The sequence below is a fragment of the Pseudoduganella chitinolytica genome (assembly GCF_029028125.1).
Lineage (GTDB): Bacteria > Pseudomonadota > Gammaproteobacteria > Burkholderiales > Burkholderiaceae_D > Rugamonas > Rugamonas chitinolytica.
The window spans coordinates 3,852,101-3,875,150 of record NZ_CP119083.1; the positions used below are offsets into that span (position 1 = coordinate 3,852,101).

23 protein-coding genes are annotated in these 23,050 nt (G+C 65.2%); 11 read left to right on the forward strand and 12 right to left on the reverse strand.

Annotation, left to right across the window (positions count from 1 at the left end; translation table 11 throughout):
• Positions 1-27 precede the first annotated feature (27 nt).
• The 3 genes from miaB to ybeY are packed head-to-tail and all read left to right on the forward strand — an operon-like array spanning position 28 to position 2,907.
• On the forward strand, positions 28-1,374 hold the full coding sequence (miaB, locus tag PX653_RS17015) for a tRNA (N6-isopentenyl adenosine(37)-C2)-methylthiotransferase MiaB (RefSeq protein WP_277413945.1): 1,347 nt from the start codon (positions 28-30) through the stop codon (positions 1,372-1,374).
• Between the two features lie 23 nt (positions 1,375-1,397).
• Complete coding sequence (locus PX653_RS17020; protein WP_277413946.1) at positions 1,398-2,453, forward strand: PhoH family protein; 1,056 nt, start codon at positions 1,398-1,400, stop codon at positions 2,451-2,453.
• Positions 2,437-2,907, forward strand: a complete 471-nt coding sequence (ybeY, locus tag PX653_RS17025) for an rRNA maturation RNase YbeY (protein ID WP_277413947.1) — start codon at positions 2,437-2,439, stop codon at positions 2,905-2,907. Before PX653_RS17020 ends, ybeY begins: the two co-directional genes overlap by 17 nt.
• Positions 2,908-3,134: 227 nt before the next feature.
• On the opposite strand, the gene PX653_RS17030 is transcribed toward ybeY, so the two are convergent.
• On the reverse strand, positions 3,135-4,157 hold the full coding sequence (locus PX653_RS17030; RefSeq protein WP_277413948.1) for a transporter: 1,023 nt from the start codon (positions 4,155-4,157) through the stop codon (positions 3,135-3,137).
• Positions 4,158-4,299: 142 nt separating this feature from the next.
• On the opposite strand from PX653_RS17030, the gene PX653_RS17035 reads away from it, so the two are divergent.
• From PX653_RS17035 to PX653_RS17070, 8 genes are all read left to right on the forward strand, one after another.
• Positions 4,300-5,178 carry a CorC family transporter gene (locus tag PX653_RS17035; RefSeq protein ID WP_277413949.1) on the forward strand — a complete coding sequence of 293 codons (879 nt, stop codon included), beginning with the start codon at positions 4,300-4,302 and terminating at the stop codon, positions 5,176-5,178.
• Complete coding sequence (gene lnt, locus PX653_RS17040) at positions 5,178-6,728, forward strand: apolipoprotein N-acyltransferase (RefSeq protein WP_277413950.1); 1,551 nt, start codon at positions 5,178-5,180, stop codon at positions 6,726-6,728. The genes PX653_RS17035 and lnt overlap by 1 nt, the downstream gene beginning before the upstream one ends.
• Positions 6,729-6,846: 118 nt before the next feature.
• Positions 6,847-7,755 carry a glycine--tRNA ligase subunit alpha gene (gene glyQ, locus PX653_RS17045; protein WP_277413951.1) on the forward strand — a complete coding sequence of 303 codons (909 nt, stop codon included), beginning with the start codon at positions 6,847-6,849 and terminating at the stop codon, positions 7,753-7,755.
• An 8-nt stretch (positions 7,756-7,763) separates the two neighbouring features.
• Complete coding sequence (gene glyS, locus PX653_RS17050) at positions 7,764-9,866, forward strand: glycine--tRNA ligase subunit beta (protein WP_277413952.1); 2,103 nt, start codon at positions 7,764-7,766, stop codon at positions 9,864-9,866.
• 9 nt (positions 9,867-9,875) lie between these two features.
• Positions 9,876-10,457: a D-glycero-beta-D-manno-heptose 1,7-bisphosphate 7-phosphatase gene (gmhB, locus tag PX653_RS17055; protein WP_277413953.1), complete on the forward strand. Its 582-nt coding sequence runs from the start codon at positions 9,876-9,878 to the stop codon at positions 10,455-10,457.
• A gap of 18 nt (positions 10,458-10,475) precedes the next feature.
• Positions 10,476-11,216 carry a lysophospholipid acyltransferase family protein gene (locus PX653_RS17060; RefSeq protein WP_277413954.1) on the forward strand — a complete coding sequence of 247 codons (741 nt, stop codon included), beginning with the start codon at positions 10,476-10,478 and terminating at the stop codon, positions 11,214-11,216.
• A gap of 169 nt (positions 11,217-11,385) precedes the next feature.
• On the forward strand, positions 11,386-12,186 hold the full coding sequence (locus PX653_RS17065) for a M48 family metallopeptidase (protein ID WP_277413955.1): 801 nt from the start codon (positions 11,386-11,388) through the stop codon (positions 12,184-12,186).
• Positions 12,177-12,653 (forward strand): GNAT family N-acetyltransferase, encoded by a 477-nt coding sequence (locus PX653_RS17070; RefSeq protein ID WP_277413956.1) that lies wholly within the window; start codon positions 12,177-12,179, stop codon positions 12,651-12,653. The genes PX653_RS17065 and PX653_RS17070 overlap by 10 nt, the downstream gene beginning before the upstream one ends.
• Positions 12,654-13,026: 373 nt before the next feature.
• On the opposite strand, the gene PX653_RS17075 is transcribed toward PX653_RS17070, so the two are convergent.
• The 11 genes from PX653_RS17075 to rfbB form a co-directional block, all read right to left on the reverse strand.
• On the reverse strand, positions 13,027-13,656 hold the full coding sequence (locus PX653_RS17075; protein WP_277413957.1) for a TetR/AcrR family transcriptional regulator: 630 nt from the start codon (positions 13,654-13,656) through the stop codon (positions 13,027-13,029).
• Between the two features lie 6 nt (positions 13,657-13,662).
• On the reverse strand, positions 13,663-14,028 hold the full coding sequence (locus PX653_RS17080) for a DoxX family protein (RefSeq protein WP_277413958.1): 366 nt from the start codon (positions 14,026-14,028) through the stop codon (positions 13,663-13,665).
• Between the two features lie 87 nt (positions 14,029-14,115).
• Complete coding sequence (gene waaA / locus PX653_RS17085) at positions 14,116-15,411, reverse strand: lipid IV(A) 3-deoxy-D-manno-octulosonic acid transferase (protein WP_277413959.1); 1,296 nt, start codon at positions 15,409-15,411, stop codon at positions 14,116-14,118.
• Positions 15,408-16,391 carry a lipopolysaccharide heptosyltransferase I gene (gene waaC / locus PX653_RS17090; RefSeq protein ID WP_277413960.1) on the reverse strand — a complete coding sequence of 328 codons (984 nt, stop codon included), beginning with the start codon at positions 16,389-16,391 and terminating at the stop codon, positions 15,408-15,410. Before waaC ends, waaA begins: the two co-directional genes overlap by 4 nt.
• Before the next feature lie 21 nt (positions 16,392-16,412).
• On the reverse strand, positions 16,413-17,795 hold the full coding sequence (locus PX653_RS17095) for a phosphomannomutase/phosphoglucomutase (protein WP_277418590.1): 1,383 nt from the start codon (positions 17,793-17,795) through the stop codon (positions 16,413-16,415).
• Between the two features lie 169 nt (positions 17,796-17,964).
• On the reverse strand, positions 17,965-18,273 hold the full coding sequence (locus PX653_RS17100) for an H-NS histone family protein (RefSeq protein WP_277413961.1): 309 nt from the start codon (positions 18,271-18,273) through the stop codon (positions 17,965-17,967).
• 81 nt (positions 18,274-18,354) lie between these two features.
• Positions 18,355-19,449 (reverse strand): MraY family glycosyltransferase, encoded by a 1,095-nt coding sequence (locus PX653_RS17105; RefSeq protein ID WP_277413962.1) that lies wholly within the window; start codon positions 19,447-19,449, stop codon positions 18,355-18,357.
• Between the two features lie 152 nt (positions 19,450-19,601).
• A complete protein-coding gene (gene rfbD, locus PX653_RS17110) occupies positions 19,602-20,465 on the reverse strand; it encodes a dTDP-4-dehydrorhamnose reductase (protein WP_277413963.1) in 864 nt (287 codons plus the stop codon).
• Entirely contained in the window at positions 20,462-21,007 is a 546-nt protein-coding gene (gene rfbC, locus PX653_RS17115) for a dTDP-4-dehydrorhamnose 3,5-epimerase (protein WP_277413964.1), read from the reverse strand. Before rfbC ends, rfbD begins: the two co-directional genes overlap by 4 nt.
• The gene (gene rfbA / locus PX653_RS17120) at positions 21,004-21,906 is read right to left on the reverse strand and encodes a glucose-1-phosphate thymidylyltransferase RfbA (RefSeq protein WP_277413965.1); all 903 of its coding nucleotides are present in this window, start codon (positions 21,904-21,906) and stop codon (positions 21,004-21,006) included. The genes rfbC and rfbA overlap by 4 nt, the downstream gene beginning before the upstream one ends.
• Entirely contained in the window at positions 21,903-22,976 is a 1,074-nt protein-coding gene (gene rfbB / locus PX653_RS17125) for a dTDP-glucose 4,6-dehydratase (protein WP_277413966.1), read from the reverse strand. The genes rfbA and rfbB overlap by 4 nt, the downstream gene beginning before the upstream one ends.
• Positions 22,977-23,050 lie beyond the last annotated feature (74 nt).

Here is a 23,050-nt window from a genome sequence, read left to right on the forward strand (position 1 = left end):
GGGAAGGAATTACGGTAAACTCCGTGGATGCAGAAAAAAGTATTTATCAAGACCTTCGGTTGCCAGATGAACGAGTACGACTCGGACAAGATGGCCGACCTGTTGGGCGCGACCGATGGCCTGGTGCGCACCGAATCCCCGGAAGACGCGGACGTCATTCTCCTCAACACCTGCTCCGTGCGTGAAAAAGCGCAGGAAAAGGTGTTTTCCGACCTGGGCACGTTCAAGAAGCTGAAGCAGGCCAAGCCAAGCCTGCTGATCGGCGTGGGCGGCTGCGTCGCGTCGCAGGAAGGCGATGCCATCGTCAAGCGTGCACCGCACGTGGACATGGTGTTCGGCCCGCAGACGCTGCACCGGCTGCCGCAGATGATCGAGCTGCGCCGCCACAGCGGCAAGCCACAGGTGGACATCAGCTTCCCCGAGATCGAAAAATTCGACCACCTGCCGCCGGCGCGCGTGGAAGGGGCGTTCGCGTACGTGTCGATCATGGAAGGCTGCAGCAAGTACTGCAGCTATTGCGTGGTGCCGTACACGCGCGGCGAGGAAGTGTCGCGCCGGTTCGACGACGTGCTGACGGAAGTGGCGGGCCTGGCTGCCCAGGGCGTCAAGGAAGTCATGCTGCTGGGCCAGAACGTCAACGCGTTCCGCGGCGAGATGGAGGACGGCACCCTGGCCGACTTCGCGCTGCTGATCGAATACGTGGCGGCCATCCCCGGCATCGAGCGGATCCGCTTCGTCACCAGCCACCCGAAGGAATTCACCCAGCGCCTGGTCGACTGCTACGCGCGCATCCCGCAGCTGGCGGACCACCTGTACCTGCCGGCGCAGCACGGCTCCGACCGTATCCTGGGCGCCATGAAGCGCGGCTATACGGCGCTGGAATACAAGTCGATCATCCGCAAGGTCAAGGCCGTGCGCCCGGACATCACCATCGCGTCGGACTTCATCGTCGGCTTCCCCGGCGAGACGGACGAGGATTTCGACGCCATGATGAAGCTGATCGAGGATGTCGATTTCGACAACAGTTTCAGTTTCATCTTCAGCAAGCGCCCCGGCACGCCGGCCGCCAACCTGGCCGACGACACGCCCCACGACGTGAAGCTGGCCCGCCTGCAGCGCCTGCAGGCACTGGTCGACGCCAATACGCGTCGCCACAGCGCAGCCATGGTGGGCCGCACGCTGCGCGTACTGGTCGAGGGACCGTCGAAAAACGGCGGCCGCGAACTGACGGGCCGTGCCGGCAATACCCGCACGGTGCTGTTCGACGGTGGCGACGTGCCCGCGCAGTTCCATGGCAAGATGGTCGACATCCGCATCACGGAAAGCCTGGCCTACTCGCTGCGCGGCGAGCTGGTCGAGCCAATTCCGGCCTAACCCATCAAGGATCTACCGTACCTTTGAAAACGAAAACGCCAGTCCAGCCCCATTACTTCACGCCCGAGCCGCTCGACAACACGCGGCTGGCCAACCTGTGCGGCCCGCTCGACGAGAACCTGCGCCAGATCTCGGCGGCACTCGACGTGACGATCTTCCGCCGTGGCGAGAAGTTCATCGTCAGCGGCACCAACGCTGAACGCGCCGTCCAGATCCTGGAAAAATTCTACGCGGTGGCCGACAAGGCCGTGCCCGTGGAGGAGGTGCAACTGGGCCTGGTCGAGCAGCGCACCAGCCAGGCACCCGTCGATGGCGACGACGAGGAAGAGCCGCCGTTCAACGATCCGGAGATCAGCAGCCCCGTGCTGAAGACGCGCCGCAGCGACCTGCGCGGCCGCACGCCGCACCAGATCCGCTACCTGCGCAACATCCTGGAACACGACATCAGTTTCGGCATCGGCCCGGCCGGTACCGGCAAGACGTACCTGGCCGTGGCTTGCGCCGTCGATGCGCTCGAACGCGATGCCGTCAAGCGCATCATCCTGACGCGCCCCGCCGTCGAAGCGGGCGAGCGCCTGGGCTTCCTGCCGGGCGACCTGGCGCAGAAGGTCGATCCCTACCTGCGCCCCCTGTACGACGCGCTGTACGACCTGCTGGGCTTCGACCGCACCATGAAGATGTTCGAGAAGCAAGTCATCGAGATCGCCCCGCTGGCCTATATGCGCGGACGCACGCTGAACCACGCGTTCGTCATCCTGGACGAGGCGCAGAACACGACCGTCGAGCAGATGAAGATGTTCCTGACCCGGATCGGCTTCGGCAGCAAGGCTGTCGTCACGGGCGACGTTACGCAGGTCGACCTGGCCAAGCACCAGAAGAGCGGCCTGGTGGACGCCGTGCAGGTGCTGCGCGACGTGCGCGGCATCGCCTTTTCCCAGTTCTCCAGCGAAGACGTCGTGCGCCACCCGCTGGTCGCGCGCATCGTCGACGCCTACGATACGGCCCACCAGAGCACGGCCGATATCGCCCCGTTGCTGAAACCCGTCAAGAGCACTGCCCGTAATGTCCGAAAAAAATAAGCTGACCTTGTCGGTGCAGTATGCCGATCCCCGCCTGCAGGAAATCATCACGCGTCCGGCGCTGCGCACATGGGCCAAGGCCGCGCTGTTCGCCCCGGCCGAGCTGACGATCCGCTTCGTCGACGCGGCTGAAGGCCAGGCATTGAACCGCGAGTACCGGGGCAAGGACTACGCCACCAACGTGCTCACGTTCGCCTACAACGAAGGCGAGGAAATGCTTGATGACGAGCCGACGCGTGCCGACATCATCCTCTGCACGGACGTGCTGCAGCGCGAGGCGGCCGAGCAGTCCAAGACGGTCGAGGAGCACACGGCGCACCTGGTCGTGCATGGCGTGCTGCATGCGCAGGGCTACGACCATGAGGACGAAGACGAAGCGGACGAGATGGAAGGCATCGAGACGGAGATCCTGCAGGCGCTGGGCTACGCCGATCCTTACGCCGCGGAGAAGTAGCCACCGGCTTGGGGCTGTCCCTGCGGGACTGCCCCCGGTTTCTTTCCGCGGCTCGGCTTGGGGTCTGTCCCTGCGGGACTGACCCCGGTTTCTTTCCGCCGCTCGGCTTGGGGTCTGTCCCTGCGGGACTGACCCCGAAGTTTGGCCGCGCTTCGACGGATTCACCAGAACTTCGGGGGCAGTCCCCTGCGGGGACAGACCCCGCGACATCAAGTCGTACCGGTGTGCTACGCCAGCTCCCTACGCTTGCGCACCACCACCCACCCCGCCACTGCAGTAAACACGGCCACGATCCCCGCGATCAGCCAGAATCCGCCCGCATCCGCGGCCAGCGGGATGCCGCCCACGTTCATTCCCAGCAAACCCGCGATGATATTGATCGGCAGCGCCAGCACCGTGACGATCGTCAGCACGTACAGGCTGCGGTTGTTGGCCTCGTTGACGAGCGCCGCGATCTCCTCCTGCAGCAGCTTGATGCGCTCCTGCAGCGAGGCGATGTCGTTCAGCGCCACGGCGAATTCCTCGCTGGCCTCGCGCAGCTCCTGGCGGTCGGCGTCGCGCACCCAGCCTGGCGGGCGCTGCAACAGGCGGAACAGCGCCGCCGGCTCCGGTGCCAGCAGCCGCTGCAAGCGCACCAGCACGCGCCGCAACGCGCCCAGGTCGGCGCGCTTGTACTTCAGTTGACCGGACAGCAGGCTGTCCTCGATGCCGTCCACCCGGCCGGTGGCGTCGCGCACGATGCGGATCAGGACGTCGGCCTGGTCGCGCAGCAGGTGTGTCAGCAGCACGAGGGAAGATGCCATCGGCTCACCCCGCAGCACCGCCTGGCGCAGCCGTTCGACCGATTGCAGGGGACTGCGGCGCGCGCTGATGACGACCTGGCGCTCGACCGACAGCACCAGGCTGGCGATATCGGAGGGCTCGAACGAAAAGTCGCGCAGCACGTCGTTGACGACGGCCACCAGCGTATTGCCGGCCTGCTCGATGCGGGTCGAGCGCGAGCCCGCATGCAGGCAGTCGTAGAACTCGTCCTCCAGCGCCACGTGCTCGCGCAGCCATTTCTCGCTGACGGTGTTGGCGAGATTGAAATGCAGCCAGACGAATTCGTCGGGCCAGGCGGCGCGCCCGCGCAGCCATGCGACGGCGTCGGCCGCGCCGACGGGCTGCGGCCGGGATGTCCTGCCGAACAGGTACCCGCATACCAGCCCGCACTGGTCCGATCCATATGCCACCGCATGCAAACTGTCCATCGACCGTCTCGCCTCCCCGGCGGCCAGCATAATCGCGGCGGATGACGGCACGATGACACATCGTGCATTTCTGATAAAAACGGAACGGCCCGCCCGTTTGGTGTATGCTATATCCCTTCGAAACAAATGGCTCACGCCTATTATGCAAGAGCACTCTAGTAGCGTCAGGAATGACGCTAAACCACACCGATCGCTCCTCGAGCGACTCACCGCCCTGATTTCCCCTGAGCCCGAGAACCGCTCGGAACTGCTCGAAGTCCTGCACGAAGCCCACGAACGCAACCTGATCGACGCCGACGCCCTGTCGATGATCGAAGGCGTGTTCCAGGTCTCGGACCTGTCCGCGCGCGACATCATGGTGCCCCGTTCACAGATGGACGTCATCGACATCTCCAAGCCCATCGAGGAATGGATGCCACTGGTGCTGGAAACGGCCCACTCGCGCTTCCCCGCCATCGAAGGCGAGCGCGACAAGGTCGTCGGCATCCTGCTGGCGAAAGACCTGCTGCGCTACTACGCCGAGGAATCGTTCGACGTGCGCGACATGCTGCGCCCGGCCATCTTCATCCCCGAATCGAAGCGCCTGAACGTGCTGCTGCGCGACTTCCGCGCGAATCACAATCACATGGCGATCGTCGTCGACGAGTACAGCGGCGTGGCCGGCCTGATCACGATCGAGGACGTGCTGGAGCAGATCGTGGGCGACATCGAAGACGAATACGACTTCGACGAGGAAGAAGACAACATCATCTCCATCAAGGAGGGCCAGCTGGGCCCGCGCTGGCGCGTCAAGGCGCTCACCGAGATCAGCCAGTTCAACGAGGAGCTGGACGTCGAGCTGTCGGATGAAGACGTCGATACCATCGGCGGCCTGGTGGCGAAACACCTGGCGCGCATGCCCCACAAGGGCGACGTGTTCGACATCGACAACCTGCGCTTCGAAGTGCTGCGTGCCGATGCCCGCCAGATCCACGTCCTGACGGTCGAGAAGCTGCCCCCGGCCATCGACGAGCAGGACTGATGCGCCTGCGCCGCGCCCGCCCGGGCGAGCCGTCCGCGCCACCCCGTTCCACCCGCAGCCGCATGATCATCGCCGCCCTCGCGGGCGCGGCGAGCGTGTTCTCGTTCGCCCCGTTCGGCTGGTGGCCGCTGCAGCTGCTGACCCTTGCCATCCTGTTCTACCAGGTCATGCGCGCCCAGTCCGTCAAGGCCGGCGCGCTGGTGGGCTGGGCGTTCGGCTTCGGCTGGTGCCTGGCCGGCGTGCACTGGCTGACCATCGCCATCTCCCGTTTCGGCGGCCTGCCGCTGCCGCTGGCGTGGGTCGCCATCGCGCTGCTGGCCGTGTACATGGGCGGCCACTGCGCCGCCGCGATGGGCCTGGCCGGCTGGCTGCGCCAGAAGTGGGCGCTGCCCCTGCCCGCCGCCAACCTGCTGGTATTCCCCGCGCTGTGGGCCGCCAGCGAATGGTCGCGCGGCTGGCTGTTCACGGGCTTCCCGTGGGCGTCGTCCGGCTATGCCCACAACGTCTCGCCGCTGGCCGGCTACGCGCCGGTACTGGGCGTATTCGGGATCGGCTGGCTGGTGGCGATGAGCGCCGGCGCCTTGCTGCTGCTGATGCACCGCACCCGCTGGATCGCGCTCGGCCTCATCGCCGCCATCTGGATCGGCGGCTTCGCGCTGCAGTACATCGAGTGGACGCACCCCGTCGGCAGGCCTTTGTCCGTGCGCCTCATCCAGGGCAATATCCCGCTGTCGCGCAAGTTCGACCCGAACCAGCTGCCCGCGACGCTGAATCACTACCAGCAGGCCGTGCTGGCCGCCCCGGCCGACCTGATCGCCATTCCCGAGACGGGCATCCCGCTGTTCCCGCAGCAGCTGCCGCCCGGCTACCTGGACGCCTACGGCAGCTTCGCCCGCAAGACCGGCAGCGCCATCGTGCTGGGCATGCCGATGGCCGACAGCCCGACCCGCTATGCCAACGCGATCATGGGCCTGGCGCCCGCGCTGGGCAAGCCGTACCGCTACGACAAGCACCACCTGGTGCCGTTCGGCGAATTCATTCCGCCCGGCTTCCGCTGGTTCACCGACATGATGTCGATTCCGCTGGGCGACCAGACGCGCGGTCCCGCGCTGCAGCCGGCATTCCCGGTGAAGGACCAGCGCGTGCTGCCGAACATCTGCTACGAGAACAACTTCGGCGAGGAGATCGCCGCGCAGCTGAACAACGGCGCGCATGCGACGGTGCTGCTGAACGTCTCCGAACTGGCGTGGTATGGCGAGTCCGTGGCGATCCCGCAGCACCTGCAGATCTCGCAGATGCGCACCCTGGAAACGGGCCGGCCGATGCTGATGGCGACGAACTCCGGCGCCACCGTCGTCATCGACGGCCGCGGCGTCGTGCAGGCCAGCCTGCCCTGGTACCAGCCGGGCGTGCTGGCAGCCAGCGTGCAAGGCATGACGGGCACCACCCCCTACATCGGCCTGCAGAACCGCCTGATCCTGGCGCTGGCTGCCGTGGCAATCGGCGCGGCCTGGCTGTGGTCGCGCCGGCGGGCGGCCGCCGCGGCGTGATCCGCCGCGGCCTCGCGGCCGTGCTCTACTAGTCTGTTATAAAAACCGCTAAAATGGGCCGTTTTAGCATTCCTGCTACCGATACGCTCGCGCCCACGCGCGTCACCGACCAAATACGATGCTCACATTTCAACAAATCATCCTGACGCTGCAATCCTATTGGGACAAGCAGGGTTGCGCGCTGCTCCAGCCGTACGACATGGAAGTCGGCGCGGGCACCTTCCACACGGGTACCTTCCTGCGCGCGATCGGCCCCGAGCCGTGGCGTGCCGCCTACGTGCAGCCGTCGCGCCGCCCGAAGGATGGCCGTTATGGCGAGAACCCGAACCGCCTGCAGCATTACTACCAGTACCAGGTCGTGCTGAAGCCCGCACCGGAAAACATCCTGGACCTGTATCTGGGATCGCTGGCCGCGTTGGGCCTGGACCTGAAGCAGAACGACGTGCGCTTCGTGGAAGACGACTGGGAAAGCCCGACCCTGGGCGCCTGGGGCCTGGGCTGGGAAGTCTGGCTGAACGGCATGGAGGTGACGCAGTTCACGTACTTCCAGCAGGTCGGCGGCCTCGATTGCAAGCCCGTGCTGGGCGAGATCACCTACGGCATCGAGCGCCTGGCCATGTACCTGCAGGGCGTCGAGAACGTGTACGACCTGGTCTGGACCGAGTGGAAAGAACACGGCGTGAAAAAGACGCTGAAGTACGGCGACGTGTTCCACCAGAACGAAGTGGAGCAGTCCACCTACAACTTCGAGCACGCCAACACGGAGCTGCTGTTCGCGCAGTTCGCCAACCATGAAGCGGAAGCGAAGCGCCTGGTCGAACTGCAGCTGACCTTGCCGGCCTACGAGCAGATCATGAAGGCCTCGCACAGCTTCAACATGCTGGACGCGCGCGGCGCCATCTCCGTCACGGAGCGTGCCGCCTACATCGGCCGCGTGCGCACGCTGTCGCGCCTCGTCGCGCAAGCCTACCACGACTCCCGCGAACGTCTCGGCTTCCCGATGCTGGGCAGCGCCACCGCAGAATGAATACCGCCATGACCCAGACTCTCCTGATTGAACTGCTGACCGAAGAACTGCCGCCGAAGGCCCTGTCCAAGCTGGGCGCAGCCTTTGCCGCCGGCATCGTGAACGGCCTGAAAGCGCGCGACTTCCTGCAAGACGACAGCGTCGCCACCCCCTACGCCACGCCGCGCCGCCTGGCCGTGTCGATCACCAATGTGCGCGACATCTCGCCGGACAAGTCGATCCGCGAGAAAGTGCTGCCCGTGACGGTGGCGCTGGACAAGGACGGCAACCCGACCGCGCCGCTGGCCAAGAAGCTGGCCGCGCTGGGCTTCCCCGACCTGCAGGTCGCGGACCTGGAACGGGCCCAGGACGGTAAAGCGGAAAGCTTCTTCTACACGTACACCGCGCCGGGCGCCCCGCTGCAAAGCGGCCTGCAGGCGGCGCTGGAGGACTCGGTCGCAAAGCTGCCGATCCCGAAGGTGATGAGCTACCAGCGTCCGGACGGCGCCACGGTGCAGTTCGTGCGCCCCGCCCACAGCCTGATCGCCCTGTATGGCGACCAGGTGCTGCCACTGACCCTCCTGGGCCTGACCGCCGCCAACGTGACGGATGGCCACCGCTTCCTGACGGCCCCGGGCCAGCGCGCCGTGACGGTGTCCCATGCGGATGCCTACGCCACCACGCTGGTCGAACAGGCCAAGGTGATCCCGTCGTTCGACGCGCGCAAGGAGCAGATCCGCGCCGCGCTGCTGGAAAAAGCCGGCGCCGACCAGGTGCTGATGCCGGAAGCGCTGCTGGAGGAAGTGACGTCGCTGGTGGAATGGCCCGTCGTCTACGAATGCCATTTCGAGGAGGAGTTCCTGGCCGTGCCCCAGGAATGCCTGATCCTGACGATGCAGACGAACCAGAAATACTTCGCGCTGACGGATGCGAACGGCAAGCTGCGCTCGCGCTTCCTGATCGTCTCGAACATCGCCACGGATACGCCGCAGGCCATCATCGGCGGCAACGAGCGCGTGGTGCGTCCACGCCTGTCGGATGCCAAGTTCTTCTTCGAACAGGACAAGAAGAAAACGCTGGAATCGCGCCTGCCGCTGCTGAAGAACGTCGTCTACCACAACAAGCTGGGCACGCAAGCCGAGCGCAGCGAACGCGTGACAGGCCTGGCCAAGGCCATCGCGGCCCGCCTGGGTGGCGACGTGGCGCTGGCCGAACGGGCCGCGCGCCTGTCGAAGGCCGACCTGCTGACCGACATGGTGGGCGAGTTCCCGGAACTGCAGGGCATCATGGGCACGTACTACGCCCGTCATGACGGCGAAGCGGAAGATGTGGCGCTGGCCGCCTCCGAGCACTACCAGCCCCGCTTTGCCGGCGACGCCCTGCCCTCGACCGCCACCGGCACGGCCGTGGCGCTGGCCGACAAACTGGAAACGCTGGTCGGCATCTGGGCCATCGGCCTGCAGCCGACTGGCGACAAGGACCCGTTCGCGCTGCGCCGCCACGCGCTGGGCGTGCTGCGCATGCTGATCGAGAAGCGCCTGCCGCTGGCGCTCTCGGAACTGCTGGCGGATGCCGTCGCGCAGTTCGGCGGCGTGGCCAACTTCAAGGACCCATCGGTGGAAGTCACCGCGTTCTTCATGGACCGCCTGCGCGGCATCCTGCGCGAGCGCGGCTTCACGCCGAACGAGATCGAAGCCGTCGTGGCGCAGAATCCGGACCGCCTGGACGACATCGTGCAGCGCCTGGAAGCGGTGCAGGCATTCGCCGCGCTGCCGGAATCGAGCTCGCTGGCCGCGGCCAACAAACGCATCACCAACATCCTCAAGAAGAACGAGGAAGCGCTGGCGCAGGCCGGCACCGTCAATCCGGCTTTGCTGCAGGACACGGCGGAGAAGAACCTGGCCGCCGCCGTCACGCGCGTGCAGCCGGAAGTGGACGCGGCGTTTGCCGCCGGCGACTTCACCGGCACGTTGAAGACGCTGGCGCAACTGCGCGACGACGTCGACGCGTTCTTCAACGACGTCATGGTGATGGCCGAAGACATCGCGCTGCGCAACAATCGCCTGGCGCTGCTGTCGGTCCTGCACGGCATGATGAACCGCGTCGCCGACATCTCGAAGCTGGCGGCGTAAGGGTCATCGATGCCACAAGCACCGCATCCGAAGCTGATCGTCCTGGACCGCGACGGCGTGATCAACCACGATTCGCCGGACTTCATCAAGTCGCCCGACGAGTGGATACCCATTCCCGGGTCGCTGGAAGCGATCGCCCGCCTGAACCAGGCCGGCTACCGCGTGGTGATCGCGTCCAACCAGTCGGGCATCGCGCGCCAGCTGTTCGACATCACTACCTTGAACGCCATCCACGCCAAGATGCACCGGCTGGCGCTGCAGGTGGGGGCGGACATCGACGCGGTATTCTTCTGCCCGCACGCGGCGGCCGACAACTGCGACTGCCGCAAGCCGAAACCCGGGATGTTCGCGGAGATCTCGAAGCGCTACCAGGTCAGCCTGAAAGGCGTGCCGACGGTGGGCGACTCGCTGCGCGACCTGCAGGCAGGGTTCATCAGCGGCTGCGTGCCGTTCCTGGTCCTGACGGGCAAGGGCGAGAAAACCCATGCCACCGGCGGCCTGCCGCCCGGCACCCAGGTCTTCCCCGACCTGGCCGCCACCGTGCAGCATATTCTGAAGCAACCCGCCGCGCCTGCCGCGGCGGCCAACTGATCCTCTCTGGAGAGCCGATTGCGTAAAGCCTTCCTGTTCCTGCGTTCCCTGTTGTTTACCGTGGTGATGGCGCTTGCCACGATCGTCTGGTCCTTTGTCTGCATGCTGGCGGCGCCGCTGCCGTACAACAAGCGCTATTGGGTCACCTCGCGCTGGAACGTCTTCATGATCTGGTGCGCGAAGGTCATCTGCGGCATCCGCTACGAGTTCAAGGGCTTCGAGAATTTCCCGGACAGCCCGGCAATTATCCTGTCGAAGCACCAGTCGGCATGGGAGACGATTTTCCTGCTGGCGAACCTGCCACGGCCCCTGGTGTTCGTGTTCAAGAAGGAAATCCTGTACATCCCGTTCTTCGGCTGGGGCATCGCGTTGTTGCGGATGATCCCGATCGACCGCAAACAGGGAAAAAATGCGTTCCGGATGGTGGTCGCGCACGGCAAACGTCGCCTGAAAGACGGCCAATGGATTATCATGTTCCCGGAAGGAACCCGCATTCCGGTGGGCCAGGCCGGCAAGTACAAGAGCGGCGGCACGCGTCTCGCGATCGAGACGAACGCGCCGGTCGTACCGATCGCCGTCAACTCCGGGGAATGCTGGCCGAAGAATTCGTTTATCAAATATCCGGGCAAGATCACGGTTTCCGTTGGCAAGCCGATCTCGCCGGAAGGGCATACGCCCGACAGCATGATGGAACAGGTGGAACAGTGGATCGAATCAGAAATGCGCGTCATTTCGCCCCACGCCTACAACGCTGGCTAGACGAACTGGCCACGAACAGGGCGGCGGCGCAAGAGGGGGCAAGGCTCCCCAGCTCGACCTGTTTGGCGGCGGCACCCCTGCCGCCGCCTTCCCTTCCGCCGTTCCCGTTGCTTCCCCCGCGCCTGCCCCTGCCGTACCCTCTTCCTTTCCCGTTCCCGCTCCCGCCACCGTGAACCTGCTGCGTCCTCCGGTACCGCTGCGCCGCCCCGATCCGGTGGTGGTGCCGCCCACGCCAGGCCTGGACAAGCGCCAGATGCTGGTGGGCGAGTTCGTGCTGGAGTACATGCTGCGCCGCTCCAGCCGGAATTCCATCGGCTTCATGATCGACGACGACGGCCTGCGCGTGACGGCGCCGAAGCGCTGCACCATCGCCGATATCGAGAATGCCATCCGGGCCAAACGCAACTGGATCATGACGAAGCTGGACGACCGGCGCCAGCGCCGCGCCGCCCGGCTGGAGAAGCCGCCGGTCGAATGGAAGGACGGCGCCCGCCTGCCGTACCTGGGCGGCGAACTCACGCTGCGCCTGTATGGCGCGGCGCGCAACCGCACGGAGTTCAATCCGGTCACGCAGGAACTGGCGATGGGCCTTGTGCCGGGCGCCACCGAGCTGCTCGTGAAGGAGCGCGTGCGCAACTGGTACAAACAGCAGGCCGAGGGCCTGTTCCAGCAGCGCCTCGACCTGTACGCGCCGCGCGTGGGCGTGCAGTACGCCGGCTTCACGCTGTCGTCGGCGGACACGCGCTGGGGTTCCTGCACGGTGCAGCGCATGATCCGCCTGAACTGGAAGCTGCTGCAGTTCTCGCTGCCGTTGATCGACTACGTCGTCGCGCACGAGCTGGCGCACATCCTGGAAATGAACCACAGTCCCCGCTTCTGGGCCCACGTCGGCCGCGTCTACCCGCAGTATGAGGAAGCCAAGCAGCTGCTGCGGCGGCGCTCCCAGGAACTGCCGGCATTGTGGAACTGACGTTGGCGGCGCAGGCCATCCGTCCTTATCGCGCGGAAGACTTTCCTGCCGTCGCCGCCGTCTACGACGCGGCCAAGCTGGACGAATTCCAGTTCGAACCGACCCGCTTCACGCTGCTGCCACTGGCACAGGACAAGGAGCGGCTGGCCGCGTTCGCGCAATGCGATGCGATCGTCTATACCTGCTACGGCGCCATCGTCGGCTTTGCCGCCAGCTCGGAGGATACGCTGCGGGCGCTGTTCGTCGCACCGACCTGCCGCGGCAAAGGGGTGGGCCGCAGCCTGCTGCAAGCCATGCTGGCGCGCCTGCCGGGCGACGTGCGGCTCAATGTTGCCGCCTCCAACCATGTCGCACAGGCCATGTACCGCGGTGCCGGGTTCGAGCCGACCGGCACGGTGGAGCAGGCGTACAACGGCTTGCCGGTGCTGTACACGACAATGTCGCTGGCGCGCGGCCAAGGCGCTTAATTGGAGGCTGTCCCCAATTTTCAAATCGGGGACAGCCTCCAATCTCGTCGTCCCTGAACGTTTGCCCCATCTCCCGGGCCGCTATGCGTACTGGCGATACAGCAGGTCCATCCCCACGCTCCAAACGAATTGGGGACAGCCTCCAACTTCGTTCGCAAACGAATTGGGGACAGCCTCCAACTTCGTTCGTGAAGGCTATTCGGAGGCTGTCCCCAATTAAGGCTATTCGGAGGCTGTCCCCAATTAGGGCTCAACGGCTTGCCGGTCCTGTACACGACAATGTCGCTGGCGCGCGGCCAGGGCGCTTAATTGGAGGCTGTCCCCAATTTCACAATTTCGTTGTCCCTGAACGTTTGCCTCATCTTCCGGGCCGCTATGCGTACAGGCGATACAGCAGGTCCACGCCGCGTTCGGCGCGCGCCCTGATTTCATCCTCGGTCATCGGCGCTCGGACTTTCAGGTTGATGCGCAGCACCGTGTTGCCATACCAGACGCCGGTCAGCTCCTCGGCGGCCAGCGCCGCATCCGGTATGCGCAACTGGCCGGCGCGGTCGGCCTCGCGCAGGATGTCCGCCAGCATGCGATACACGCGTCCCGGCCCCGCTTCGTACAGCCGGACGGCCAGCTCGGGATAGATATCGTATGCGGAAGAAATCACCCGGTCCCACGCCGCCAGGCGATGCTCGTTGGCGAAAGCCAGGTAGCGGATGCCGAAACGTACCAGCACGCGGCGCAGGTCGTGCAGGTCGCTGCCCTCGGATAGCAGGCATTCCTGCTGCGTGATCGTGCGGGCGGATTCCTTCAGCATGACCGCTTCGATGAACGCTTCCTTGTCGGCGAAGTAGGTGTAGAACGTCGTCTTGGCGACGTTTGCCCTGCCGACGATGGCATCGACCGTTACCCGCAGCCCGTGGGAGATCAGCAAGTCCCTGCCGGCCGCCAGCAACGCCTCGCTGGCCTCCAGTTTCTTCGGTCGGCCGCGGCCGCGTTTGGTTTCGTCCATGCTCGTTCATGCGCGCCGCAGATAGTATGCGGCCATCAGCAGGCCACCGACCACCGTCAGGTGTTCCAGGGCGATGTGCAGCTCGGCCGTACGGCGGGGCTCGGGAAAGGTCCAGAACGCATGGCCGAAAGGAATCGTCAGCAGCGTGAACAGCGCCAGGGCCATGGCGCCCAGCCAACCGGCATTGGCAAAATTGGTGATCACCAATAACGACCCACCCAGCTGCAGCGCGATCGTCGCGACCGCCACCAGCCGCTCGAGCGGCAGGCCGAGGGCCCGGACCTCGTCCACGACGGCGCCAACATTGAACAGCCCGAACAGGCCCGCGCTCCAGAACAGCACGGTCAGAAGAATTCGGAAGAAGATGCTCATGAGATTTCCCCTAAGAAAAAATCTCAATATATCCTACTAGTCAGTATGAAAAAACCGACCAGCCTGGATCCAGGCGGCCTGCAGGCGTCATTCGGCAAGCGCGGGCAGCAGAGCGAGCGTGCGGGAGGTGGCGCCGCGATGCTGGTTGGCGAACGCCAGCGCGTGCTGGCCCATGGCCGTGCGGGCTGGAGCGTCGTTCAGCAGGCGGCCGGCCTGCGTCATCAGGTCCGCCCCATCGGTGACCCGGGCGGCGCCGCCCGCGGCCAGCACGTCTTCCGTCACCTGGGCGAAATTGAATGTGTGCTGGCCGATCAGCACGGGCTTGCCCAGCGCCGCAGCTTCGATCAGGTTCTGGCCGCCCAGCGGCACCAGGCTGCCGCCGATGAAGGCGACGTCGCAAGCGGCATAGTAGGCAAACATTTCGCCCATCGAATCGCCCAGCACCACGCGGGTATCGGGGACGATGCGGTTGCCCCCAGCGAGCAGCGAGCGCCGCTGCACGGGCAGTGCGCGTTCACGGACCATCGCCTCGACCGCATCGAAGCGCTGCGGATGGCGCGGTACCAGCAGCAGCAACGTGTCCGCCGGCAGCGTGCCGGCCGCCAGCGCAGCCTGGAATGCATCGAGAATCGGCTCCTCCTCGCCTTCGCGGGTGCTGGCGCACAGCAGCACGGGCCTGCCCAAGCCGAACTGGCCGCGCAGCTGCGTACCCAGCGTGACCAGCGCCGGCGGCACCACGACGTCGAATTTGATGGAACCGGTGACGGCGACGTTCGCCGCGCCCAGCTGGCGCACGCGGGCGGCGTCGTCTTCCGTCTGGGCGGCCACCAGCCCGATGCCGGCCGCCGCATCGCGCATGAACTTGCCGAGTTTGCGCGCCTTGCGCAGCGACCGTTCCGACAGGCGCGCATTGGCCAGCACGACGGGCACCTTGCGCCGGTTGGCTTCGGCGATCAGGTTTGGCCACACCTCCGTCTCCATCAGGATGCAGATGCGCGGTTCGAAATGGCGGATGAAGCGCCCTACCAGCGCCGGGATGTCGTACGGCAGGTAGGACTGCACCACGCGCGCACCATGCTTGCCGAACAGCCCCTTGCCGGTGGCGCGGCCCGTGGGGGTCATGTGCGTCAGGACGATGCGGCCGCGCGGATAGTGCCTGAGCAGCGCGTCGACCAGCGGTTCGGCCGCGCGCGTCTCGCCAACCGAGACGGCGTGCACCCAGATCGTCAGCGGCTCGTCGTTGGCGGCGCGCCGGCCATACAGGCCGAGGCGCTCGTTCCAGTGCCGGCGGTAGCCGGGCTCCTGGCGGCCGCGCAGCCAAAGGCGCAGCAGCACCAGCGGCAGCGCCAGCCACCACACCAGCGTGTAGAGATGCCTGGTCATTGCGACGAAAGCAGGCGCCGGGCCGCGGCGATCACCTCGGCCGCGGAGGGCGGCGCGCCCTTGTCGCCCAGGTTGACGATGCGGGGCGACCAGTTGCCTTCCGTTTTCCAGCGCGGCGAGTCGCAGTAGATCTCGACGACGGGCCGGCTGAACGCGGCGGCGATGTGCGTCAGGCCCGTATCGACACCGATGGCCAGCGTGGCGTGACGTGCCAGCAGCACCGCATCCGCCATCGACAGCTGCGGCAGCACGCGGGCGTTCGGCAGTGCCGCGGCCAGCACCTCGGCTTCCGCTTTTTCCTTGGCCGAACCCCATGGCAGCAGGATGGTCATCGGCGCCAGCGCTCCTCCCAGCTCGATCCAGTTGGCGGGTGCCCATTTCTTGGGGTCGCGTGCCGTGCCGTGGAAATACACCGCATAGGGCTCGGCCGGCATCCAGGCCGGCTTGGAATCGTGCGGCGACACCTCGGGCAGGCCGAAGTCCGCCGGCTTGTCGACCTGGTAGCCCAGCGCGGCGGCAACGACGAGCCGGCCGCGCGCGACCGCATGCGTGCGTGGATCGAGCGGGATACTCTTCGTATGGAACACGCGCGAGATGCCTTCGTAGCCGGAGCCTTCGCTGCCGTTGGCGAGGCCGACCTTCTGGCCGCCGCGCACGACGCGGGCGGCGCCCATGACGACACCCGTCTTGAGCAGGCCCTGGGTGTCGAACACGTAGTCGTATTCGACCTGGCGCAGGGTGCGGAAGAACTGCCCGACTTCGGCGCGTACGGCCTTGTCGCCCAGCTTCTTGCGCCAGCGCCGCAGCGCGAACGGGATGATGTTGCGCACCTGGGGATTCAGGCGCACGAGGCTGACATAGCCCTCCTCCACCACCCAGTCGATGTTCGCGTCGGGGAAATGGCGGCGGATGTCCGCCACGATGGGCAGGTTGTGCAGCACGTCCCCCAGCGAGGAGACGCGCACCAGCAGGATGTTCATTACTGCGTCAGTACCAGGGCCTCAGAACGGCAGCTCGGCATCGGGCTTGGCGGCCAGGATCACGTCGCGGAACTGGCCCTGGATGCGTGCCAGCGCTTCCGGCGTCTCGGCCTCGAAACGCATGACGATGACGGGCGTCGTGTTGGACGAACGGGCCAGGCCGAAGCCGTCCTCGTACTCCACGCGCAGGCCGTCGATCGTGATGATCTGGCGGTTGCCGGGGAAGGTGGCGTCGCTGCGCAGCTTGTCCATCAGCGTGAAGTTCTCGCCTTCCTGCAGGTGCAGGTGCAGTTCCGGCGTGCTGTCCGACTGCGGCAGCGCGTTCAGCAGCGCCGACGGGTCCTGTTCCTTGGTCAGGATCTCCAGCATGCGCGCGCCGGCGTACAGGCCGTCGTCGAAGCCGTACCAGCGGTCCTTGAAGAAGATGTGGCCGCTCATTTCGCCGCCCAGCGGCGCACCGGTTTCCTTCAGCTTGGCCTTGACCAGCGAGTGGCCCGTCTTGTACATCAGCGGCTTGCCACCGGCCTGCTCGATGTACGGCGCCAGGTGGCGCGTGCACTTGACGTCGTACAGGATCTGTTCGCCCGGATTGCGTGCCAGCACCTCGGCCGCGAACAGCATCATCTGCCGGTCCGGGTAGATGATCTGGCCGTCCTTCGTGACGAGGCCCAGGCGGTCGCCGTCGCCGTCGAATGCCAGGCCGATCTCGGCATCGGTCTCCTGCAGGCAGCGGATCAGGTCCTGCAGGTTTTCCGGATGCGCCGGGTCCGGGTGGTGGTTCGGGAAGTTGCCGTCCACTTCGCAGAACAGCTCGATGACTTCGCAGCCCATGCCGCGGTACAGGTCGCCCGCGAACGCGCCGGCGACGCCGTTGCCGCAATCGACGGCGATCTTGATCGGGCGCACCACCTTCACGTCGCCGATGATGCGTTCCAGGTAGGCGGCGCGGATATCGTGGGTGCGGTAGGCACCCGGCTGCGCGGCGAACTTGCCTTCGTCGCGGCCGATGCTTTCGTACAGGCCCGTGATGGCGTCGCCGTAGATCGCTTCGCCCGCCAGCACCATCTTGAAGCCGTTGTAGTCGGGCGGGTTATGGCTGCCCGTCACCATGATGCCGGACTTCGTGTCCAGCACGTTGGTACCGAAGTACACCATCGGCGTGGCCACGACTCCCAGGTCGATCACGTCGACACCGGCGGACTGCAAGCCTTCGGCCAGTGCGGCCGCCAGGGCCGGGCCGGACAGGCGGCCGTCGCGGCCGATGACGACGCTCTTTTCGCCGCGCGCCGCTGCGGCCAGGCCGAAGGCGTGGCCGATCTTGCGGGCAATGCCCGCATCCAGCGTTTTATCGATGATGCCGCGGATATCGTAAGCTTTGAAGATGGATTTGGACAGGGAGACCATAGATGTGAGTGGGTGCGCCATGGCCGCGTGCGCGGCGGGCTTTCAAGATTGGAAACATCGGTATAGTAAGTGCGATACCGATATCAGGCAAGCCCCGCCCGTACCCAGTCGGTCGGGGACAGACACCTCTGGCGCCTTGCGGCCCAGAGGATGTCAGTCCCCGGAATAATCAGATCCGCAGATCGTCGATCGCCTTACCCGCATCGACCCATTCCTTGACCCATTTCGGCTGGCGGCCACGGCCGGTCCATTGTTGCGTGGTGTCGTCGGGATTGCGATAACGCGCGGCGACGGTGCTGCCCTTGCCCCGACCGCCGGTGGCGATCAGGTCTTTCAGCGGGAGACCGACGCGCTGGGCGATCGCGAATATCTGATCGCGCGCTTTTTGCAGGTCCTGGCTTTCGCGCTTTTTCAGTTCGCGGCCGATCTGCTCCTGCAGTTGGCGCAATTCGGAAGCCGACATATTCGACAGATCCATCGTATGTTCCTTTATATTGAGTACTGAAGCTTGTTTGGATACGTGATTCTGACCGAAATATACACCAACTTCCAGAAAATACTAGTTTCTTTTGTGGCGGATCATCCAGCGTGGCGCTTTAAACCGCACAATGCGGACATATAACCACACGTAACTGATAACGAACAGGCAGCAGAAAAGCATCAACACCCAGGTGTGGCTCCAGAATACCGTGGCGGGAATAACGGCCATGAGCGAGAACATCCACAGATACGGCGACGTCAGCGAATTGCGGCGCATCAAGGCCCGTGCATCGCGGCGCCCCACGGCCCACTGCACGACCCGACGGAAGATCAGGCTGTGCAAATGAATACCGTCGGGCATGGCGGGTGATTTACCGCGGATAAACATGCGGCGATAAACGGAAAACAAGGTTTCAAATGCTGGGTAGATCAGCAGCAATGCCGCGTACCACGTGGACACCTGCGGGTTGCGCATTACGAGCAGTAATGCCAGCTCGCCCAGCATGAAACCGATGAAGTAGGCGCCACCGTCACCGAGGAAGATCAGGCCGACCGGATAGTTCCAGATCAGGAAACCCGCCGTGGCGCCCGCCACCATCAGCGCCGCCACCAGCACGAACATGTCGTTGACCTGCAGCGCAACATAACCGAGCGACAGCAGCATGCAAATGGTGACAACGCTGGCGAGGCCGTTGAAGCCATCGATGATATTAATGGCGTTGGCAATTCCCGCTACGGCCAGCACCGTCAGCGGCAATGTCAGCCAGATATACGGCAACGGCCAGGCGTCGGCAACCCAGTCGATCCGGTCGATGCGCGCATCCAGCAGATAATAGCCGAGCAGCGCGGCAAGCATCGTCAGAATCAGGCGCCGCGCCGCGCTGACTCTTCCCGTGTAATCCTCGACAATACCGCCGATAAATGCGCACGCCGAGCAAGCCATCAGCGACAGCATCCATGTCGTCATCGCGGGCACGCGCCACACGGATATACAGGCCGACAAGCCGACGGCCAGGAAAATCGACAGCCCGCCGATGCGGGCAACGCTGTGGGCATGCACTTTTTGCACGCCATGGAAATCGGTATCGAGCGCGCGCCCGTGCAGGCGCACTTCTTTGATGACCAGCAAGGTCAGCAACGCGGAAGCGACAAAGCTTACTAGGAAGGAAAACATTTATGCATTAATCGTGGTGGGAAGCCTGGCGCTTTTTGCCGCTTTGCAGCAATGACATGTATCCATGCCAACCAGCGATTGTACCGGATTAATGAGGGGCAACTGGGAAAAACCGCCGGGCCGGCACGGCCCGGGGCGGGTGGAAAGCCGAGTTACTGCATGCAGAGGCGCAGCGCCTCGCGCCAGTGCGGCACATGGCCAAACCGATCCAGCAGGCGCTGGGAGGACAGCACCGAGTACTGCGGCCGGCGGGCCGGCGTGGGGTATTCGGCCGATCCGATCGGCACCAGGCGGCACTCGATACCGGCCTGTTCGACGATCGCCTGGGTGAACTCGAACCACGTGGTCTGGCCCTGGCTGCTCAGGTGGTAGATACCGCCGTGCTCGGCCCACCAGTCCGCCGCGAAACCGTGCGCGCGGGCCTGCGCCAGGATGGTTGCCGTCGTGTCCGCGATGGTGCGGCTCCATGTCGGCGCGCCATGCTGGTCGGCCACGATGCGCAATTCGTCGCGCTCCCGCGCCAGGCGCAGCATCGTCAGCAGGAAGTTCTTGCCGCGCATGCCGTACACCCAGCTGGTGCGCAAGATCAGGTGCGGCACGCCGCTGGCCACGATGGCCTGCTCGCCTGCCAGCTTGCTGGCACCGTATACGTTCAGCGGACCGGTCGCATCCGTTTCGACCCGGGCTCCCGGATCGTCGCCGGGGAACACGTAATCGGTCGAATAATGCACGAGCGCCGCGCCCAGCCGCAGTGCTTCCTCGGCCATCACGCCAGGCGCCTCGGCATTGATCCGGTGCGCCAGCTCCGGCTCGCTCTCGGCCTTGTCCACCGCCGTGTACGCGGCCGGGTTGACGATCAGCTTCGGCTGCACGGCGCGGATAACGTCGCGCACCTGGTCCAGGTCGGACAGGTCCATGCGGCCGCGATCGACGGCGATCACCTCGCCCAGCCCCTGCAGGCTGCGCTCCAGTTCATAGCCCACCTGGCCGCTGCATCCGGTCAACAGGATCTTCATGCGAACACTTCCACCTGGTCCAGCGGCAGTGCCTTCTGGTCCTTGGCCGACAGCAGCGGCGTGCCGTCCAGCGGCCACTCGATGCCCACGGCGGGATCGTTCCACAACAGCGAACGCTCGTACTCGGGGGCGTAGTAGTCGGTGGTCTTGTACAGGAACTCGGCGAATTCGCTCGTCACGGCAAAGCCGTGCGCGAAACCGGGCGGTATCCAGAACTGGCGCTTGTTCTCGGCCGACAGTTCGACGCCGAACCATTTGCCGAACGTGGGCGAGCTCTTGCGCAGGTCGACGGCCACGTCGTAGACGCTGCCGCTGACGACACGCACCAGCTTGCCCTGCGCCTGCTGGATCTGGTAGTGCATGCCGCGCAGCACACCACGCGCCGAGCGCGAATGGTTGTCCTGCACGAAGTCGGCTTTGACGCCCGTCAGGTCGGCAAAGCGCTGCGCATTGAAACTTTCGTAGAAGAAGCCGCGGTCGTCGCCGAACACGGTCGGCTCGATGATCAAGAGGCCGTCGATGGGGGTGGTCGTGATTTTCATCGTGGGATCACCTTGTCCTGCAGGATCTGCATCAGGTACTGGCCGTAGCCGTTTTTCTTCAGGGGCTCGGCCAGGCGGCGCAGCTGCTCGGCATCGATATAGCCCTTGCGATAGGCGATTTCCTCGGGGCAGGCGACCTTCAGGCCCTGCCGCTTCTCGATCGTGGCAATGAACTGCGAGGCATCCAGCAGCGATTCGTGCGTGCCGGTGTCGAGCCACGCCATGCCGCGCCCCATCAGTTCCACGCGCAGCTGGCCCTTTTCCAGGTAGGCCTTGTTGACGTCCGTGATCTCCAGCTCGCCGCGCGGCGAGGGCTTGATCGAGGCGGCGATGTCGCACACCTGGCTGTCGTAGAAGTACAGTCCCGTGACCGCGTAGTTCGATTTCGGTACGGCCGGCTTTTCCTCGATGCTGACGGCGCGCCGCTCATGATCGAACTCGACGACGCCGTAGCGTTCCGGATCGTGCACGTGGTAGGCGAACACGGTGGCGCCGCTCGGCTCGGATGCGGCACTGCGCAGCAGCGCATCCAGGTCGTTGCCGTAATAGATGTTATCGCCCAGGATCAGCGCGGACGGCGCATCGCCGACGAAATCGCGGCCGATGATGAAGGCCTGTGCCAGGCCGTCCGGTGACGGCTGCACCGCATACGACAGCTGCAGGCCCCACTGGCTGCCGTCGCCCAGCAGTTCGCGGAAGCGTGGCGTGTCCTGCGGCGTCGAGATGATCAGGATCTCGCGCATGCCGGCCAGCATCAGCGTGGTCAGCGGATGATAGATCATCGGCTTGTCGTAGATCGGCAGCAGCTGCTTGGAGACGCTGGTCGTGACAGGGTACAGGCGGGTGCCGGAGCCGCCCGCCAGGATGATGCCTTTACGGCGCTGTGCGTTGTCGCTCATTGGCCCGCCTCGCGGTTGAAGTAGTTGGTCTCGACCCACTTGGCGTAGGCGCCGGACTGCACGTCGGCCACCCATTCCTGGTTGTCCAGGTACCACTGCACTGTCTTGCGGATGCCGGTCTCGAACGTTTCGGCCGGCTTCCAGCCCAGCTCACGCTCCAGCTTGCGCGCGTCGATGGCATAGCGGCGGTCGTGGCCGGGGCGGTCCTTGACGTAGGTGATCTGGTCGCGGTAGCTGCCGCCATCCGCCTTGGGCTTCAGGTTGTCGAGGATGTCGCACAGCGTGTGCACGACGTCCAGGTTGGCCATTTCGTTCCAGCCGCCCACGTTGTACGTCTCGCCCAGCTTGCCGTCGGCCAGCACGCGGCGGATCGCCGTGCAGTGGTCGCTGACGAACAGCCAGTCGCGGATCTGCTGGCCGTCGCCGTAGATCGGCAGCGGCTTGCCGGCCTGCGCGTTGGCGATGATCAGCGGGATCAGTTTTTCCGGGAAGTGGTACGGGCCGTAGTTGTTCGAGCAGTTCGTCGTCAGCGTCGGGAAACCGTAGGTGTGGTGGTACGAACGCACCAGGTGGTCGGACGCGGCCTTGGAGGCCGAGTACGGGCTGTTCGGTGCGTAGGGCGTCGTCTCGGAGAACGGTGGATCGTTCGGGCCCAGCGTGCCGTACACCTCGTCGGTGGAGACGTGCAGGAAGCGGAACGCTTCCTTCGCTTCGCCTTCCAGCGCGGTCCAGTAGGCGCGGGCCGCTTCCAGCAGCGCGAACGTGCCGTTGATGTTGGTGTTGATGAATTCGCCTGGACCGTGGATCGAGCGGTCGACGTGGCTTTCCGCCGCAAAGTGCACGATGGCCCGCGGCTGGTGTTCGCGCAGCAGCGCCAGCACTTGTTCGCCGTCGCAGATGTCGCCGCGCACGAACACGTGGCGCGGATCGTCCTTCAAGGAGGCGAGATTGTTGACGTTGCCGGCGTAGGTCAACTTGTCAAAGTTCAGTACCGGCTCATCCGATTGGGCCAGCCAGTCCAGTACGAAGTTCGAGCCAATGAAGCCGGCCCCACCTGTCACAAAAATCATATAGTATCCCGGTTTTGCGGAGTTGATTAAGTAATAACCTCGATTGTATGTGAAACGCGCTACGGGCGTGTGAA